At 67.5% G+C, this 16,475-nt stretch carries 17 protein-coding genes; 8 read left to right on the top strand and 9 right to left on the bottom strand.

Annotated elements, in window-relative coordinates; genetic code table 11:
* The first annotated feature begins 17 nt into the window (after window positions 1–17).
* Both H977_RS0106915 and H977_RS0106910 read left to right on the top strand, forming a co-directional pair.
* Entirely contained in the window at window positions 18–698 is a 681-nt protein-coding gene (locus H977_RS0106915; protein ID WP_029107171.1) for a TetR family transcriptional regulator, read from the top strand.
* A gap of 9 nt (window positions 699–707) precedes the next feature.
* Entirely contained in the window at window positions 708–1,487 is a 780-nt protein-coding gene (locus tag H977_RS0106910; RefSeq protein WP_029107170.1) for an enoyl-CoA hydratase/isomerase family protein, read from the top strand.
* A 3-nt stretch (window positions 1,488–1,490) separates the two neighbouring features.
* Here H977_RS0106910 and H977_RS0106905 read toward each other — a convergent pair whose 3' ends face one another.
* The 5 genes from H977_RS0106905 to H977_RS0106885 are packed head-to-tail and all read right to left on the bottom strand — an operon-like array spanning window position 1,491 to window position 6,977.
* Window positions 1,491–2,102: a hypothetical protein gene (locus tag H977_RS0106905; RefSeq protein WP_029107169.1), complete on the bottom strand. Its 612-nt coding sequence runs from the start codon at window positions 2,100–2,102 to the stop codon at window positions 1,491–1,493.
* The gene (locus tag H977_RS0106900; RefSeq protein WP_029107168.1) at window positions 2,099–2,869 is read right to left on the bottom strand and encodes an SDR family NAD(P)-dependent oxidoreductase; all 771 of its coding nucleotides are present in this window, start codon (window positions 2,867–2,869) and stop codon (window positions 2,099–2,101) included. The genes H977_RS0106905 and H977_RS0106900 overlap by 4 nt, the downstream gene beginning before the upstream one ends.
* Before the next feature lie 41 nt (window positions 2,870–2,910).
* On the bottom strand, window positions 2,911–3,741 hold the full coding sequence (locus H977_RS0106895) for a pseudouridine synthase (RefSeq protein WP_051288701.1): 831 nt from the start codon (window positions 3,739–3,741) through the stop codon (window positions 2,911–2,913).
* 20 nt (window positions 3,742–3,761) lie between these two features.
* Window positions 3,762–5,519: a glycerol-3-phosphate dehydrogenase/oxidase gene (locus tag H977_RS0106890; RefSeq protein WP_029107166.1), complete on the bottom strand. Its 1,758-nt coding sequence runs from the start codon at window positions 5,517–5,519 to the stop codon at window positions 3,762–3,764.
* Between the two features lie 42 nt (window positions 5,520–5,561).
* Entirely contained in the window at window positions 5,562–6,977 is a 1,416-nt protein-coding gene (locus tag H977_RS0106885) for an NAD(P)H-quinone dehydrogenase (RefSeq protein ID WP_029107165.1), read from the bottom strand.
* Between the two features lie 41 nt (window positions 6,978–7,018).
* Here H977_RS0106885 and H977_RS0106880 point away from each other — a divergent pair, with 41 nt between their 5' ends.
* The gene (locus H977_RS0106880) at window positions 7,019–7,486 is read left to right on the top strand and encodes a gamma-glutamylcyclotransferase family protein (protein ID WP_029107164.1); all 468 of its coding nucleotides are present in this window, start codon (window positions 7,019–7,021) and stop codon (window positions 7,484–7,486) included.
* Here the strand turns inward: H977_RS0106880 and H977_RS0106875 are convergent, their stop codons facing one another.
* Both H977_RS0106875 and H977_RS0106870 read right to left on the bottom strand, forming a co-directional pair.
* A complete protein-coding gene (locus H977_RS0106875; RefSeq protein WP_029107163.1) occupies window positions 7,487–8,653 on the bottom strand; it encodes a M20 family metallopeptidase in 1,167 nt (388 codons plus the stop codon). It abuts the gene before it with no gap.
* Window positions 8,650–9,834, bottom strand: coding sequence for a M20 family metallopeptidase (locus H977_RS0106870; RefSeq protein WP_029107162.1), 1,185 nt, complete (start codon window positions 9,832–9,834; stop codon window positions 8,650–8,652). Before H977_RS0106870 ends, H977_RS0106875 begins: the two co-directional genes overlap by 4 nt.
* 47 nt (window positions 9,835–9,881) lie before the next feature.
* Between H977_RS0106870 and H977_RS0106865 the strand changes: the two genes are divergently transcribed.
* Window positions 9,882–10,670: a purine-nucleoside phosphorylase gene (locus tag H977_RS0106865; protein ID WP_029107161.1), complete on the top strand. Its 789-nt coding sequence runs from the start codon at window positions 9,882–9,884 to the stop codon at window positions 10,668–10,670.
* Here the strand turns inward: H977_RS0106865 and H977_RS0106860 are convergent.
* Window positions 10,667–11,212, bottom strand: a complete 546-nt coding sequence (locus H977_RS0106860) for a TetR/AcrR family transcriptional regulator (protein WP_029107160.1) — start codon at window positions 11,210–11,212, stop codon at window positions 10,667–10,669. The two genes, H977_RS0106865 and H977_RS0106860, sit on opposite strands and share 4 nt — an antisense overlap.
* A 99-nt stretch (window positions 11,213–11,311) precedes the next feature.
* Between H977_RS0106860 and H977_RS0106855 the strand changes: the two genes are divergently transcribed.
* The gene (locus tag H977_RS0106855; RefSeq protein ID WP_029107159.1) at window positions 11,312–12,460 is read left to right on the top strand and encodes an FAD-dependent oxidoreductase; all 1,149 of its coding nucleotides are present in this window, start codon (window positions 11,312–11,314) and stop codon (window positions 12,458–12,460) included.
* A gap of 14 nt (window positions 12,461–12,474) precedes the next feature.
* Window positions 12,475–13,239, top strand: coding sequence for a hypothetical protein (locus H977_RS0106850; protein WP_029107158.1), 765 nt, complete (start codon window positions 12,475–12,477; stop codon window positions 13,237–13,239).
* On the opposite strand, the gene H977_RS32660 is transcribed toward H977_RS0106850, so the two are convergent.
* Window positions 13,197–14,306 carry an AbrB family transcriptional regulator gene (locus H977_RS32660; protein WP_036475255.1) on the bottom strand — a complete coding sequence of 370 codons (1,110 nt, stop codon included), beginning with the start codon at window positions 14,304–14,306 and terminating at the stop codon, window positions 13,197–13,199. The two genes, H977_RS0106850 and H977_RS32660, sit on opposite strands and share 43 nt — an antisense overlap.
* A gap of 109 nt (window positions 14,307–14,415) precedes the next feature.
* Between H977_RS32660 and H977_RS0106840 the strand changes: the two genes are divergently transcribed.
* Window positions 14,416–14,862: a MarR family winged helix-turn-helix transcriptional regulator gene (locus tag H977_RS0106840; RefSeq protein ID WP_036475252.1), complete on the top strand. Its 447-nt coding sequence runs from the start codon at window positions 14,416–14,418 to the stop codon at window positions 14,860–14,862.
* Window positions 14,859–16,475, top strand: a complete 1,617-nt coding sequence (locus H977_RS0106835; RefSeq protein WP_029107156.1) for a phospho-sugar mutase — start codon at window positions 14,859–14,861, stop codon at window positions 16,473–16,475. Before H977_RS0106840 ends, H977_RS0106835 begins: the two co-directional genes overlap by 4 nt.

Here is a 16,475-nt window from a genome sequence, read left to right as displayed (position 1 = left end):
TGGTAGGGTTCACATCAGTGAACAAACGTACGCCCACTTCCAGAACATCGAGCTCAAGAACGTCGAGCTCGCGTTCGCGCGACACGCTGTCCAGGGAAGAACGCAAAGAGGCCACCCGGCGCGCGATCATCGCCGCCGCACTGACGCTCCTGGAGGAGCGCAGCTTCAGTGCGCTGTCGCTGCGAGAGGTCACCCGGGAGGCCGGCATCGTGCCGGCGGCGTTCTACCGGCACTTCGACTCGATGGACGCGCTCGGCCTGGTGCTGATCGATGAGTCCTTCCGGTCCCTGCGCGACATGCTGCGCGGCGCTCGCGCCGGCAAGCTCGACCCGCACCACGTCATCGAATCGTCGGCCGAGATCCTGATCGGCAGCTTCAACGACCGGCGCGAGCACTGGCGGTTCATCGCCCGCGAGCGCTCCAGCGGGGTATCGGTGTTGCGCTATGCGATTCGCACCGAGATCCGGTTGATCACCTCCGAGCTCGCGATCGACTTGGCCCGCTTTCCTGCCCTCAAGGACTGGAGCAGCGAGGACCTCAACATCCTGGCCAGCCTGTTCGTCAATGCGATGATCTCGATCGCGGAGGCACTGGAGGATGCAGGCGACGCATCCGCGGTCGACGCCATCCACCGCACCGCCGTCAAACAACTCCGCATGATCGCCGTTGGCGTCAATGGGTGGCACAGCACGGGCTAGGGTCCGCTCATGCCTCTCGACCTAGCCTTCCCCCGGCCCGATATCGCCGTCATCACGCTCAATCGCCCCGAGAAGCTCAACGCGTTGTCCTACGAGCTGGTCGAGGCGCTGCACGCCACCTTGGACTCGATCGCGGCGAACAACGAGTGCCGCGTCGTGGTGCTCACCGGCGCGGGACGCGGCTTCTGCTCGGGCCTCGACCTGAGCGATCCCAACCCGCCGGAGGCAGGCGGCGGCACCGAGTTCCCCCGCTCGGGCATGCGGTGGCAGGAACGCATCGCGAACCTGACGGTCAAACTGCACCGGCTGCGCCAGCCCGTCATCGCCGCGGTCAACGGCGCGGCCTACGGCGGCGGCTTCGCGCTGGCCGCGGCCAGCGACATCCGGATCGCCGGGCCGTCGGCGAAGTTCTGCACGCAGTTCATCAAGCTGGGCATCGGCGGCTGCGACATCGGGGTGAGTTACACCTTGCCCAGGATCATCGGCGCCGGCCCGGCATTCGACCTGATCCTCACCGCCCGTGCGGTCGACGCTGCCGAGGCGATGCGCCTCGGCCTGGTCACCCGCGTCGTCGACGACACCGCGAACCTGCTCGACGCGGCCCTCGAAATCGCCGAAACACTGTGCAGTTATGGGAAATTCGGGCTCGAATCGACCAAACAGGTGCTCTGGGCCAACCTCGATGCAGGTTGCCTGGAAACGGCTCTGCACGTGGAGAACCGCAGCCAGATCCTGTCCGTCGGCACCGGCAGCCTGAGCGAGTCGGCCCCCTTCACAAAGGGGAAGTGAGCGTCACAACTTGTGCCCGTTGATCGGCACGAGCCACAGGAATCCGATCCCGAGCAGCCAGGCCAGCATGACGGTAACCAAGACGTATCCACCGATCCGCAAGCGCCGAGGCGAAGTGAAAGGCAGCGTCATCAAGACCATGGCCGCCATCATGCCGAGTCCACGCACAAACGATTTGGCCGCGAGGAACGAACCCACAAACCCGACCACCACAGCGAACGGGATGACCCACCGGTAGTACTCACGCGGTATGCCGAACGGCAACATCGCTCCGTCGGCCGGCAGCACCAGATCAGGCCGATAGCGCGCCAGCCAGCGCCCGATCTGCCCGGTGGGCCACTGCTTCTCGAACTCATGGGGGTAGATCGGATCCACCCCCTGTGCGCAGATGGCCCACGCATTGAAGGTGATTCGAATGGACCCGCTCATATTGAGCATGGCGATCCCGGTGATGTCGTGCCACCCGAACTCCACTGTCTTCCCGCGACGTTCGAAAGTGATCCCGGCCGGCGACATCGTCAAAGTCTGATGTGCCCGACTGCGCCACACGCGCGTACTGTCCGTGCCCTGCAGCACGACGGGAACGGTGAAGTCGTCGTACACCGGAGCAGTCACCGCGGTGTCCCCCCGCCATCGACGATGACCACCTGCCCGGTCATGTAGCTGCCTGCGTCCGAACACATCAGCAAGGCCGCACCCACCATCTCGTCTGGGCTGGCCAGGCGGTTCATCAAGGTGCCACCGATCATGTGATCGATTGCCTCCTGCGGGTTTCCGCGCATCATGTCGGTGTCCACCGGTCCCGGAGCCAGGGCGTTGACCCGGATACCGAATGACACGAACTCGGCCGCCATCGACCGGGTCACCGACATCAGCGCGGCCTTGCCGGATGCGTAGATCGACAGCGCCGGTGCGAACATGAACGCCCCGACCGACACCATGTTGAGCACCGCCGCATTCGGGCTGGCCTTCAGATGCGGCAGCGCATGCTGCACAAGGAACACCGGTCCGCGCAGATTCACCTCATACGACTTGGCCCACGCTTCCGGAGTGGTTTGCCCCAACGGCTGCGCCAGCGCGTTGGCGGCATTGTTGACCACCACGTCGACCCCGCCGAACTCGGCGACCGTGCGCTCCACCAACGCACCCAGGTCATCAACGTTTCCGCTGTGGGTGGGCACCCCGATCGCCTGTCCCCCGAGCTCGCGCAGGCGCTCGGCCGCCCGCTCGCAGGCCTCAGGCTTGCGGCTGGCGACCACCACCCGGGCGCCGGCCAGCGTAAAGCCCTCGGCGAGAGCCAATCCGATGCCACGGGTGCCACCGGTGACGATCACGGTCCGGTCGGTCATGTCGAACAGATGGTCAAATTTCTGACGGTTCACCCCGTCAGTAGACCACCACCGCACTCCGGTCATGCAATGCTTCAGCCCAATGCCCGGGCACTCACGAATACGCGCAGCTCGCCGGTGATCGGGTCGGTGAATTCCAGGCGGTGGGCCAGCAATTGCAGTGGATCGTCGAAAGCATCGGGCTCGACGTCGACCGCTTTGGGATACAACGAATCACCGATGATCGGCAATCCGATCGAGGCCATGTGTACCCGCAGTTGGTGCGTCCGCCCGGTGCGAGGCGACAATCGGTAGAGGCCCATCCCCATGTCCTCGACATACGTCTCGGCGTTGGGTTCTCCGGCCTCCTCGAATGCCTGTAATTGACCGCGGTGCTTGATGATCCGGCTACGCACAGTGGTGGGCAACGACACCCCGGCCGTGCCCTCGGCGCGAGCAAGGTACGTCTTGCGTGTCCCGCCCTCGGCGAACAACCGCTGATAGCGGCCGCGGACCTCACGACGCACGGTGAACAGCAACACGCCGGCAGTCAGGCGGTCGAGCCGATGGGCAGGGCTCAGCTCCGGCAGGTCCAGTTCGCGACGCAGCCGTACGAGCGCGGTCTGCGCGACGTGACCACCGCGGGGCATGGTGGCCATGAAGTGAGGCTTGTCGACCACGACGATGTCGTCGTCGCGATAGAGCACCGGGATGTCGAACGGCACCTCGACCTCGTCGGCCAGATCACGGTAGAAGTAGACGTGCGCCCCGGCGGGCAGCGTCGTCGTCGCATCGACCGTCGTACCGTCCGGCAGAAGCACTTCCCCGGCAAGGACTTTCGCGCCGATACCGAATCGGGTCTGCAACTCGTCGTACACGCTGCCGCCCGACAACCGCAACCGCGCCGGCCCGAGGCCGTCGCGCACCGGCAACGGTGGGGGCTTTCTCAATTCAACGGCACGGGTTCGAGAATCTCGGCGCGTGCCTCCGGCGCGGCCTGGCGCAGGGCATCGGCGGACTCATCGTCGGGCTGGGTCTGGGACAGCACCTCGGCCTCCACCCGGGCGATGTAGGTGTCGACCTCACGATCGATGTCCTCGGCACTCCATCCCAGCACGGGCGCCACGACGGTGGCCACCTCGCGCGCGCAATCGACGCCACGGTGCGGGTATTCGATCGCGATCCGCATCCGGCGGGCCAGGATGTCCTCGAGATGCAGCGCGCCTTCGGCGGCGGCCGCGTAGTAGGCCTCGACCTTGAGATACACCGGTGCATCGGTGATGGGTTCGAGGAGATCGGACCTGACTCCGTTCTCATCGATCGCCATCTTGAGCACCTCGCCGATCAGCGAGCCATAGCGGTCCAACAGATGCCGCACCCGGTACGGATGCAGCCCGTAATGCTTCCCGACGAACTCGGTCTGATTGATCAGCGCGAAGTAGCCGTCGGCCCCCATCAGCGGGACCTTCTCGGTGATCGACGGCGCCACCCGGGCCGGAATGAACTCTGCGGCAGCGTCGATCGCGTCGGCCGCCATCACCCGGTAGGTGGTGTACTTGCCGCCCGCGATGGCCACCAGACCCGGGGACGGCACCGCGACGGCGTGCTCACGTGAAAGCTTGGAGGTTTCCTCGCTCTCACCGGCCAGCAGCGGCCGCAGCCCGGCGTAGACGCCGTCGATGTCATCGTGGGTCAGAGGCGTGGCCAGCACCGTGTTGACATGACCAAGGATGTAGTCGATGTCGGCCTTGGTCGCCGCCGGATGTGCGAGGTCGAGGTTCCAGTCCGTGTCGGTCGTGCCGATGATCCAGTGTGTGCCCCACGGGATCACGAACAGCACCGACTTCTCGGTGCGCAGGATGATCGCCACCTCGCTGACGACCCGGTCCCGCGGGACCACGATGTGCACGCCTTTGGAGGCGCGCACGCGAAATCGGCCGCGTTCCTTGGACAGTGCCTGGATCTCGTCGGTCCACACTCCGGTGGCGTTGACGACCACATGGCCGCGCACCTCGGTGGTGGCGCCGTCTTCGGAATCACGCAGGGTCACGCCCACCACGCGATCGCCCTCACGCAACAGCGACACCACCTGGCTCGACGAGCGCACCACCGCGCCGTAGTGGGCAGCCGTGCGCGCCACGGTCATGGTGTGCCGGGCGTCGTCGACAACCGTGTCGTAGTAACGGATCCCGCCGATCAGCGAGCTGCGCTTGAGCCCGGGCGCCAGCCGCAGCGCTCCTGCCTTGGTCAAATGCTTTTGTGCCGGAACGGATTTCGCGCCGCCAAGTTGGTCGTAGAGGAAAATTCCGGCCGCCACATAGGGCCGTTCCCACCAACGGTTGGTCAACGGGAACAGGAACGGCAACGGCTTGACGAGGTGCGGCGCCAGCGTCGTCAAACTCAGTTCACGCTCGTGCAGGGCCTCACGAACAAGCCCGAACTCCAACTGTTCCAGATAGCGCAGCCCACCGTGGAACATCTTGGAGCTGCGGCTGGATGTGCCCGACGCGAAGTCGCGGGCCTCGACGAGGGCGACTTTCAGTCCGCGCGTCGCCGCATCGAGAGCCGCGCCGGCCCCGACGACACCGCCGCCGATCACCACCACGTCGAATTGTTCGCTGCCGAGTCGTTGCCAGGCTTGCGCCCTTTGCTGCGGTCCGAGGAAGGTTTGCCCGTCGCCCGGTGCTGAGATCGGGTCAGTCACGATCCCCAGGCTACGTGGACGACGTGGGATCCGCCCGATTCTCTAGTCCAGGTCGTCGTGTTTCATCAACTGGCGTGCCGCCTCGGTGATCGAGCCGGACAACGACGGGTACACCGAGAAGGTCTGGGCCAGCTCGTCGACCGGGATGCCGTTCTGCACGGCCAGCGCGATCGGCAGGATCAATTCGGAGGCGATCGGTGCCACCACCACGCCGCCGATCACCACGCCGGTCGCCGGGCGGCAGAAGATCTTGACAAAGCCGCGGCGCAGGCTGGACATCTTGGCACGGGCATTCGTGTTGAGCGGCAGCGTCAGGGTGCGGGCCGGCACAGACCCGTCGTCGATCGCGGCCTGCGGCACGCCGACGGCGGCGATCTCCGGGCGGGTGAAGACCGCTGCGGCGACGGTCCGCAACCGGATCGGGGCCACCGCCTCGCCCAGCGCGTGATACATCGCGATACGTCCCTGCATGGCTGCCACCGAGGCCAGTGGAAGCAACCCTGTGCAGTCCCCCGCCGCGTAGATGCCGGGCACCGTGGTCCTCGACACCCGGTCGACTTTGAGGTAATTGCCCGGCCCGAGTTCGATGCCGACGCGCTCAAGGCCGAGGCCACTCGTGTTCGGAACCGAACCGACCGTCATCAGGGCGTGGCTGCCCTTGACCGTACGACCGTCGGCCATGGTGACGAGCACCCCGTCCTCGGTGCGGGTGACCGACTCCGCCCGGGCATTCTTGATCAGCGTGACACCGCGTTCGGAGAACACCTCCTCCAGCACCGCGGCGGCGTCGGAGTCCTCGTGCGGCAGGATCTGGTCACGGCTGGCCACCACCGTCACGGTCACGCCGAGCTCGGTGTAGGCGTTGACGAACTCCGCGCCGGTGACACCCGAGCCCACCACCACGAGGTGTTCGGGCAGCGCGTCGAGGTCGTAGAGCTGGCGCCAGTTGAGGATGCGTTCCCCGTCGGGCGCGGCGTTCGGCAGCACCCGCGGGCTGGCACCTGTGGCGATCAACACCACATCGGCGGTCAAATGGCTGACCGCGCCGTCGGCGCCGGTGATTTTGACCCGGTGCTGAGCCATGCCGGGAACGTCGTCGATGAGCTCGCCGCGGCCCGCGATCAGCTCGATGCCGTCGCCGCGCAGCCTTCCGGCGATGTCATCGGACTGGGCGGTGGCCAACGTCTTGACCCGCTCGTTGATCTCCGGCAGCGAGATCTTGGACTGCTCGAAATCCAGCGAATATCCCAGGTTGGGGGCTCGCCGCAGCTCGGTACGCACACCCGTGGAGGCGATGAACGTCTTGGACGGCACACAATCCCACAGGACGCACGCGCCGCCGATGCCGTCGCTGTCGACGATGGTGACGTGAGCGACCTCCGGGCCGCGGGCCGCGGCGACGAGCGCCGCTTCATAGCCGGCGGGTCCTCCGCCGATGATCACGATGCGGGTAGCCACGGCACCAACCTAACCAACTTCGCCGATTAAGCTGTCTAACCGTGCCGCTCTACGCCGCGTATGGATCGAATATGCACCCGGAGCAAATGCTCGAGCGGGCTCCGCACTCGCCGATGGCGGGTACCGGCTGGCTGCACGGCTGGCGGCTGACTTTCGGCGGTGAGGACATCGGCTGGGAAGGCGCGCTGGCGACCGTCGTCCAGGACCCGCTGTCGAAGGTGTTCGTCGTGCTCTACGACATGACGCCGGCCGATGAGCACTCGCTCGACCGGTGGGAAGGCTCCGAACTCGGGTTCCACAAGAAGATCCGCTGCCGGGTGCACCGGCTGTCGTCGGACACCAACACCGATCCGGTGCTGGCCTGGCTCTACGTGGTCGACGCCTGGGAGGGCGGTCTGCCCTCCGCCCGCTACCTCGGGGTGATGGCCGATGCCGCGGAGATTGCCGGCGCGCCCGAAGAGTACGTGCACGATCTGCGGACCCGTCCGGCGCGCAACATCGGACCGTAGCTAGGCAGAGGCGGCGACGATGTTGACCATCGTGCGCACGCCGACGCCGAGCGCACGCTCGTCGATGTCGAACGTGGGCTGGTGCAGATCCAGCTGCGGACCCTGCCCGCTCCACACCCCGAGCCGGCCCATGGCGCCGGGCACGTCTTCGAGGTACCAGGAGAAGTCCTCACCGCCGCCCGACTGATGGGTGTCGGCGAGCACGTCGGGACCGACGCTCTCGATCGCGTGGGTGAGGATGCGCGTGGACACCTCTTCGTTGACCACCGGAGGCACGCCGCGCCGGTAGTTGAGGCTGTGGGTGATGTTGAGCGGGGCCAGTAGCGCCGTAACCGTCTCTTCCACAATGGATTCCAGCGTCAACCAGGTATCGCGGCTGGCGGTACGGATCGTGCCGGCCAGAGTGCCGATCTGCGGGATGGCGTTGGCGGCCACACCGGCATTGACCGCACCCCACACCATCACGGTGTCGTGGCGGGGGTCGATACGACGCGACAGCACGCCGGGCAACCCGGTGATGAGCGTGCCCAACCCGTAGACCAGGTCACCGGTCAGGTGCGGCCGGGAAGTGTGCCCGCCGGGCGAGTGCAGGGTGATTTCGATGGAGTCGGCTGCCGAGGTGATCGGACCGGGCTTGGTGGCCACCCGACCGACGGCCAGCCTCGGGTCACAGTGCAGCGCGAAGATCCGGCTCACGCCGGTCAGCACGCCCGCGTTGATCGCATCGATGGCGCCACCGGGCATGAGCTCCTCGGCGGCCTGGAACAGCAGCCGGACCCCGACCGGCAACTCCGGCACCGACGCCAGGGCCATCGCCGTGCCGAGCAGCACCGCGGTGTGCGCGTCGTGCCCGCAGGCGTGCGCGACATTGGGAACCGTCGAGGCATAGGACGCGCCCGTACGGTCGGCCATCGGCAGAGCGTCCATGTCGGCCCGCAGGGCGATCCGTGGACCGTCCTCGGGCCCGAAGTCACAGGTCAAACCGGTACCGCCCGGCAGCACCTTGGGATTCAGCCCGGCGTCGGCCAGGTGGCGGGCCACGAATTCGGTGGTGGCGAACTCTTGGCGGCCCAGCTCCGGATGGGCATGCAGATGCCGCCGCCACGACACCATCTCGTCGTAGTTGGCCGACAACCAGCGGGCAGCAGCGTGCGACAACACACTCATGAGGCCCGCCTGACCTGCTGCGCCTGAAGCACCCGATCGCGCTCGGCCGGCGTCTCGGCCAGTTGAACCACGGTGCGCGCCAACATGATCGCGCCCTCCAGCACGGCCTTGTCGGCGCTGGGACCGGCCGCTGCCGCGGTGAACGCAGGTTGGTGGATCGCCGCCCCGCCCGAGTCGATACCGATCACCGGATGGATGCCGGGCATCACCTGACTGATGTTGCCCATATCGGTACTGCCCAGTGGCACACTTGCCTCCACGTTCTCCGGCAACGGACTACGGCCCAGGCGCCGCATCTCGGCGCGGATGGTCTCGGAAAGCCATGGGTCGGGCGCCAATTCGGCGTAGGCGGGACCGATCTCGGTGACCTGGTGCTCGCAGCCGGTCGCCAGCGCTCCGGCCGAAAAGCATCCGGCCATGCGGCCTTCCAGCTCTCGCAGCGCCGGCATGTCGGTGGCCCGCATGGTGTAGCGCATCTCGGCCCGGCCGGGGATGACGTTGGTGGCCTGCCCGCCGTGGGTCACGATGCCGTGCACCATCTGGCCTGGCATCAGCTGCTGGCGCAGCAGACCGATGGCCACCTGCGCGACCGTGACCGCGTCGCCGGCGTTGATGCCGAGATAGGGAGCCACAGCCGCATGCGACTCCCGCCCGGTGTAATCGACCGTCACCTCGGACAGCGCCAGCGAGCGGGCCGCGGCGATGTCCACCGGCCCGGGGTGCAGCATGACCGTCGCGGCGATGTCGTCGAACACTCCGGCGTTGAGCAGCAATACTTTTCCACCGCCGAGCTCCTCGGCCGGGGTCCCGACGAGCACGACGGTCAGGCCCAGGTCGTCGGCGACGTCGGCCAAGGCCAGGGCGGTGCCGACGGCCGAGGCCGCGATGATGTTGTGTCCGCACGCATGCCCGATCTCGGGCAGTGCGTCGTACTCGGCGCAGATTCCGATGACGAGCGGGCCACTGCCGTACGTCGCCCGGAACGCGGTGTCCAGTCCACCCGGGGCGGCGGTGATGTCGAATCCGTACTCCGCCACCAGCGCCTGCGTCTTGGCACAGCTGCGGTACTCGGCGAATGCCAGTTCGGGCTCGGCGTGGATCGAGTGCGAGAGCTCGATGAGGTCGCCACGACGCCGATTGATCGCGTCCTCGACGCTCAGCGAGGCGGTGGCAGACGGCATCCTCGCAGTATCTCACTGCCCGTTTCCGGCGGATAAGCTCGCCTATCGTGACCGACCCGCAGGCCTCCAGCGCCGCAGAAGCCATCGCCGAGCGCACCGGCACCGAGCGCCACGACGTCGCGGTCGTGCTCGGATCGGGCTGGGCGCCCGCGGTGGCCGAGCTCGGCGACGCTGTCGCCACCGTGCCGATGGCCGATCTGCCGGGCTTCACCCCGCCGAGCGCGGCCGGGCACGGTGGTCAGGTCCACTCGCTGCGCATCCGTGACCATCGCGTCCTGGTGCTGGCCGGGCGCATCCACGCCTACGAAGGCCATGACCTGCAGCATGTGGTTCATCCGGTGCGGGCCGCGGCGGCCACGGGCGTATCGACCGTGGTGCTCACCAACGCCGCAGGCGGCCTGCGTGCCGAATATCAGGTCGGCCAGCCGGTGCTGATCAGCGACCACCTCAATCTCACCGCACGATCCCCGCTGGTCGGCGCGCAGTTCGTCGATCTGGTCGACGCCTACTCCCCCACGCTGCGGGCCCTGGCCCGCGACATCGAGCCCACGCTGGCCGAGGGCGTGTACGCCGGACTGCCCGGCCCGCACTACGAGACTCCGGCCGAGATCCGGATGCTGCGCACCCTGGGCGCCGACCTGGTCGGAATGTCGACCGTGCACGAGACGATCGCTGCCCGGGCCGCGGGCCTGCAGGTACTGGCCATCTCGATGGTGACCAACCTGGCCGCGGGGATGACCGGCGAACCGCTCAGCCACGCCGAGGTGCTCGAGGCCGGACGCCGGTCCGCGACCCGGATGGGTGCGCTGCTGCGTTCGGTGATCGAGCGGATCTAGCCGACCAGATACCGCTGCAGGGTGGGGCCCAACCAGTCGACGACCTGCTGGCGGTCCATGTCCACCAGTGGCCCGAAGGCCAGAACGTAGCGGCACAGCGCCATGCCGAGCACCTGCGAGGCGACCAGGCTCGCCCGGGTCGCGGTGTCGGGCGCATCTGCGGTGAGTTTGGCGATCGCCGGGGCGAGTTGGGCGGCGAAGATGGTCCGCATCCGCTCGGCGACGGCGTCATTCGTCACGCCGGCCCGCAACAGGATCAGCAGTGCTTCGTCGCGCTCCCAGCGCTCGAGGAAATGCGCGGCCATCGCGGCGCCCAGTTGGTCGTGCGGCACCAAGGCGAGATCCGGCAATTCCAAATCGAATTCGGCGGCCGCGGCGAACAACCGCTCCTTGTTGCCGTAGTACCGCATCACCATCGACGGGTCGATGCCGGCATCGCCCGCGATGGCCCGGATGGTGGCCCGCTCGTACCCGTCGGCGGCGAAGCGCTCGCGGGCCGCGGCGAGGATGACGGACTTGGTCTCGGCTGCCGGTCGTCGCATGCCAACAATTGTAGGCCAACAACCGTTGACTTAGAGCTCAGCCGGTCCTACATTGATGTCAACAAGCGTTGACCAACAGTTGTTGACAAAGGAGTCGAAATGCAAGCGTTCACCACCGACGTCCTCATCGTCGGAGCCGGCCCTGTCGGCCTGACCGCCGCGATCGTGTTGACCCAACATGGCCACGAGGTGACCGTGGTGGACCGCCAGGCCGAGGGCGCCAACACGTCACGGGCCGCTGTGGTCCATCCCCACACCCTGGAATTGCTGGAGCCCTACGACGTTGTCGACGACCTCGTCGCACGCGGCCTACACACCCCGACCTTCACCATCCGGGACCGCGACGACCTACTCATCGCGGTGCCGTTCAGCGACCTGCCCACCCGCTATCCGTACACGCTGATGATCTCGCAGGCCGACACCGAGGCCTTCTTGCTCAACCGCCTGGAGCAGCTCGGCGGCAAGGTGCTGCGCCCGGCCACGGTGACCGGGATCCGGCAGAGCGGCGACCACGCGATCGCCACCCTCGCTGACGGTCAGCAGATCCGGGCCCGGTACCTGATCGGCGCCGACGGCATGCACAGCACGGTCCGCGAACACGCCGGCATCGCGTTCAGCGGTGGCACTTACGGCGAATCGTTCGCACTCGCCGATGTCGGCCTGTCGGGCGGTGTCCCGGCCAACGAGGTGATCCTCTACTTCTCCCCGGCCGGACTCGTGGTCGTGGCGCCATTGCCCGACGGGATGTACCGCATCGTCGCCACTGTGGAAGAAGCTCCGCAGCACCCCGACATCGCGTTCGTGCAATCGCTGTTGGACGAACGAGGCCCGGCCGCCAGGCCCGCAGTGGTCGAAGAAGTGGTCTGGGGTTCCCGGTTCCGGGTCCATCACCGCATCGCCGACGCTTTCCGCGACAAGCGCATCCTGTTGGCGGGCGATGCCGCCCACGTGCACTCGCCCGCCGGTGGGCAGGGCATGAACCTCGGTATCGAGGACGCCGTCGTCCTGGGCGAGCACCTCTCGAAGGTATTAGAAGACCGCGCCGACGAGACGTTGCTCGACGACTATGCCGCCACGCGCCACCAGACCGCTCGCGGCGTCGTGACGATGACCAGCCGCCTCACCGAACTCGCCACCGCGTCGTCTCGACGCCGCCCCATCCGCAACCGCGTCATGCGGATGGCCGGAAAGCTGCCGGCCGTGCGTCGCGCACTTGCCTGGCGCCTGTCGGGTCTGAACCGACGCTGAGAAGGGGAAAGCTGATGAAACTGGTCAATGATCAACTGGCCGTACCGGTCCGGCTCACCGACCGGACCGACGACGGATTTCTGGTCCTGGCCGCGGAGACCGGCCGCTGGTGCGGGCCGCTTGCGCTGCCGTCACGCACGCGCCGTCGACTGGCCGGCCGCCTCACAAGGTGGGCGGAGCAGCTGGCCCAACGCGATGACGTCGTCGAGACCGCGGTCTTCCGCGGGGCGTTGCGCCCGCCCGGTGAGGGGTCTGCCCTGCTGGCGCGCGCAGGTGTGCGGCCGGCCCGATACGACCTCGTGGTGCTGATCCGCACCACCGGTGTCGACGCCATCGCCACCGTGCGAGCTGACGCCGCCTACCGCGCCATGATTGCCGAAATCGACCGCAACGCAGGGCATTCCTACCGCTTGGCGGCCAGTAACGCAGCCCGGATCGCCGACGTCGCGCGCTGCAGCGACCACTGGTTCCTGTTCAACTACTTTCACTGCGATTCAGCCGAGACGGTCTACGCCACATGGGAATACACGGCCGGCTGGTTCCAGCGCAGAACCTCGCTGCCCGACTCCACGCTGCTGGCCCCGCGGCCCGGCGAACCGACCGACTACAGCGTGGTCAACCACGCCAGCTGGCCGACGCTCCGGACATTCCTGCCGCGCCTGCTGTTCGATCGCACCTTCCGCTCGTTCGTGCTGGCCAATTTCAAGGCCAATGATGTCGCGGCTCAGCCGATCATCTACCGCCTGGTCACCGCGGCAACGGGGACGTCGGCCGGCTGATCGTGACGAAGTCCGCGTCGCCTGCCGAGCCGGGCCATGCCCCGGGCCATCAGTGGCGCGACGAACAGCATCAGCAGGACGCGCAAAACCTGCGCGGCGACGATGAAAGTGACATTGGAACCGGTTTCCACGGCGGTGGCCAGCACCGCGTACACCCCACCCGGACTTGTCGCGAGGTAGCCCTCGAGTTGCGTCATCCCCGTGACGTCGGCCAGCACCACGCCGAGGCCGGCGGTGGCCACACCGAGCACCACGATCAGCGTCAGTGCCAGCGGAAGGATCCGGCCGATGGCACTCAGCGACTCCCGGGTGAAGGCGATGCCGGCCTGCCAGCCGATCACCATGTAGGCCGCCTGCACCAGTAGTACCGGGACCGCCAACCCGAAGGACAGGCCGGTGAGTTGCAGTGCCACCGTCAGGGCCAGCGGGCCCAGAAGTCCGGCACCGGGCAGCTTGACCCATCGCCCGCCGACGGCGCCGACAGCAACGATCACAACCAACATCACGAGGCTGAGATACCAGGGCGCCGAATCGGTTTGGGCCGCGGCCGGCGAGGGATGCGACCTGTCGGCGTGGAACACGAGGGTCACCACGAGCGGAATGGTCGCGGTGACGAGTGCCACGCGCAGGTACTGGACGACGGAGACGACGCGATCATCGCCACCGAGCTCACGGGCGATGGCCACCAGACCCGACGCGCCGCCTGCCACCAGCGCCAGCGAGCCGGTCAACGGGCTGACATCGCGGTGCAGTCCGAGCAACCCGCCGGCAACGACGCTCAGGACCAGCGTGGCGACGGTGATCGCCAGCACGATCAACCAATCCGGGCCGATCGCGCTGACCGCATCGTGATGGACCATCGTGCCGATGTAAACGCCGAGCACCCCCTGGGCGATCACCCCGGCTCGACGCGGCATGCGTTCCGGCGCCAAGGCCGCGAGGGCCAGCGCAATGCCCACCACCAGCCCGGCGAACAGCGCGGCCGACGGAACGCCGACGAGATCGAGCGGGACGGTGACGCCGGCAGTCGCGAGGACGAGTAGGGCCCATCGCAGTGTCCGCGTCATCGCTGTCTCGCACCTCCTACCAAAATGGTAAGGCATTCCTTCGGACTACCCTTGCTCCATAGGGCATCAAATGCCACGATAGGCGTGAATACCAAGGTATAACTTGTCTATGGCAGCAACGTCGGCGACTGAACTACGCGAGTCGATGATGGCGGTCACCCGCCAGATGCGGCGCCACCGGCCCGACCACGGCCTCACCTTGAGCCAGCTCGAACTGCTCGGGGAGGCCAGTCGCACCGGAACCACCACCCCGGCCGAGATGGGCGCTCGCCTGCATGTCCGCGCGCAGTCGCTGACAGACAGCATCAATGAACTCGTCCGCCGCGGCCTGATCGCCCGCCGTCCCGACGACAACGACCGTCGCCGACAGCTCATCGAGATCACCGCAGCAGGGATGGCCCTGCTGGAGGCGGACCGCGCCGAGCGCGACGCCTGGTTGCACGCCACCATGCGGGAGAACCTCACCGATCTCGAATTCGATCTGGTGATGCTGGTGGCACCTGTCCTGCGCAAGCTGGCCTACTCCGATGCCACTGCGGGCACACTTGGGTCATGACTTCCATCGCGACCGCCGCCGCCGATTGGATCGCCCACGACCCCGACCCGCAGACCGCGGCCGAATTGTCCGCGTGTAGCCCCGATGAGCTCGACCGCCGATTCAGCCATCCGCTGACCTTCGGCACCGCCGGTTTACGCGGACCGATACGGGGCGGGCCCGATGCGATGAACCTGGCCGTCGTCGTGCGCACCACGTGGGCGCTGGCCCAGGTCCTCAAGGACAGGGGCCTGGGCGGATCCCACGTCGTGGTCGGCCGTGACGCCCGGCACCACTCTGACGAGTTCGCCTTGGCGACTGCCGAAGTACTTGCGGCCGAAGGCTTCCAGGTCCTGCTCATGATGGCCGCCGTCCCGACACCGGTGCTCGCCTACACCGTCCGGCACCTGCCTGCGGTGGCCGGGGTCCAGATCACCGCATCCCACAATCCGCCCGCCGACAACGGCTACAAGGTATTCGTCGAGGGCGGCATGCAGATCAACTCTCCCGCCGATCGCGAGATCGAGGCCGCAGTTGCCCGGGCCCCGCACGCCGACGAGATAAACAGGGCTGCAGTGGAAACCGGCGGGCTCCGGCAGGTCTATCACTACCTGGAACGGGCCGCTCGGGTACGTCGCGCCACCGGTTCGGTACGCGTGGCGCTGACTCCGCTGCACGGCGTCGGCGGCGAATACGCCCTCGACGCAATGGCATTGGCCGGGTTCGACGACGTGCACGTGGTCGAGGAACAGTTCAACCCTGACCCGAACTTCCCCACCGTCAGCTTTCCCAATCCCGAGGAGCCCGGTGCCGTCGATGCGCTTCTGGCTCTGGCCGACGAGGTCGATGCCGAAATCGCCATCGCGCTGGACCCCGATGCCGACCGGTGCGCCGTCGGCGTGCCCGGACCCGATGGCTGGCGCATGCTCACCGGCGACGAAACAGGCTGGCTGCTGGGCGATTACATTCTCTCCCAAATCGAACCGGGCCCGGTCAGTGAAGCCGCCCTGGTCGCCAGCACCGTGGTCTCATCGCGCATGCTGGCGGCGATCGCGGCCGCGCACGGTGCGCAGCACGCCGAAACCCTCACCGGGTTCAAGTGGCTGGCCCGCGCCCAATCTCCCGGCAATACGTTGGTCTACGCCTACGAGGAGGCGATCGGCCATTGCGTCGACCCTGCCTCGGTGCGGGACAAGGATGGGATCAGCGCCGCGATCCTGGCTGCCGACCTGGTGGCCGCACTCCGCCATCAGGGTCGCACCGTGCTCGACGCCCTCGATGATCTGGCCAAGGTGCACGGCGTGCACGTGACGGGTGCGGTCAGCCGCCACGTCGATGACGCCGCGGCAGCCATGAGTCGCTTGCGCTCGGCCCCGCCGACCGAACTGGCCGGCATCGCCGTCAGTGTCGAGGATCTGCTGGTGCTGGACGGGCAACAGCGCACCGACGCGCTGATCTTCACCGGCAGCGACGCCGACACTTCGGTCCGGGTGGTGGTGCGCCCGTCGGGAACCGAGCCGAAACTCAAGTCCTACACCGAAGTCCGCTGCGCGCCGACCGACGACCTGGACACCGCACGGGCGCACGCCCAGAAACTCAGCCAGGACCTGGCCGACGCCGCAGCCCGCTGGTAG

The sequence above is a fragment of the Mycobacterium sp. URHD0025 genome, from assembly GCF_000426065.1.
In the GTDB taxonomy this organism is placed as follows: Bacteria; Actinomycetota; Actinomycetes; order Mycobacteriales; family Mycobacteriaceae; genus Mycobacterium.
Note: the sequence above shows the minus strand (reverse complement) of the source record. Positions and strands in the feature narration are given on the sequence as shown.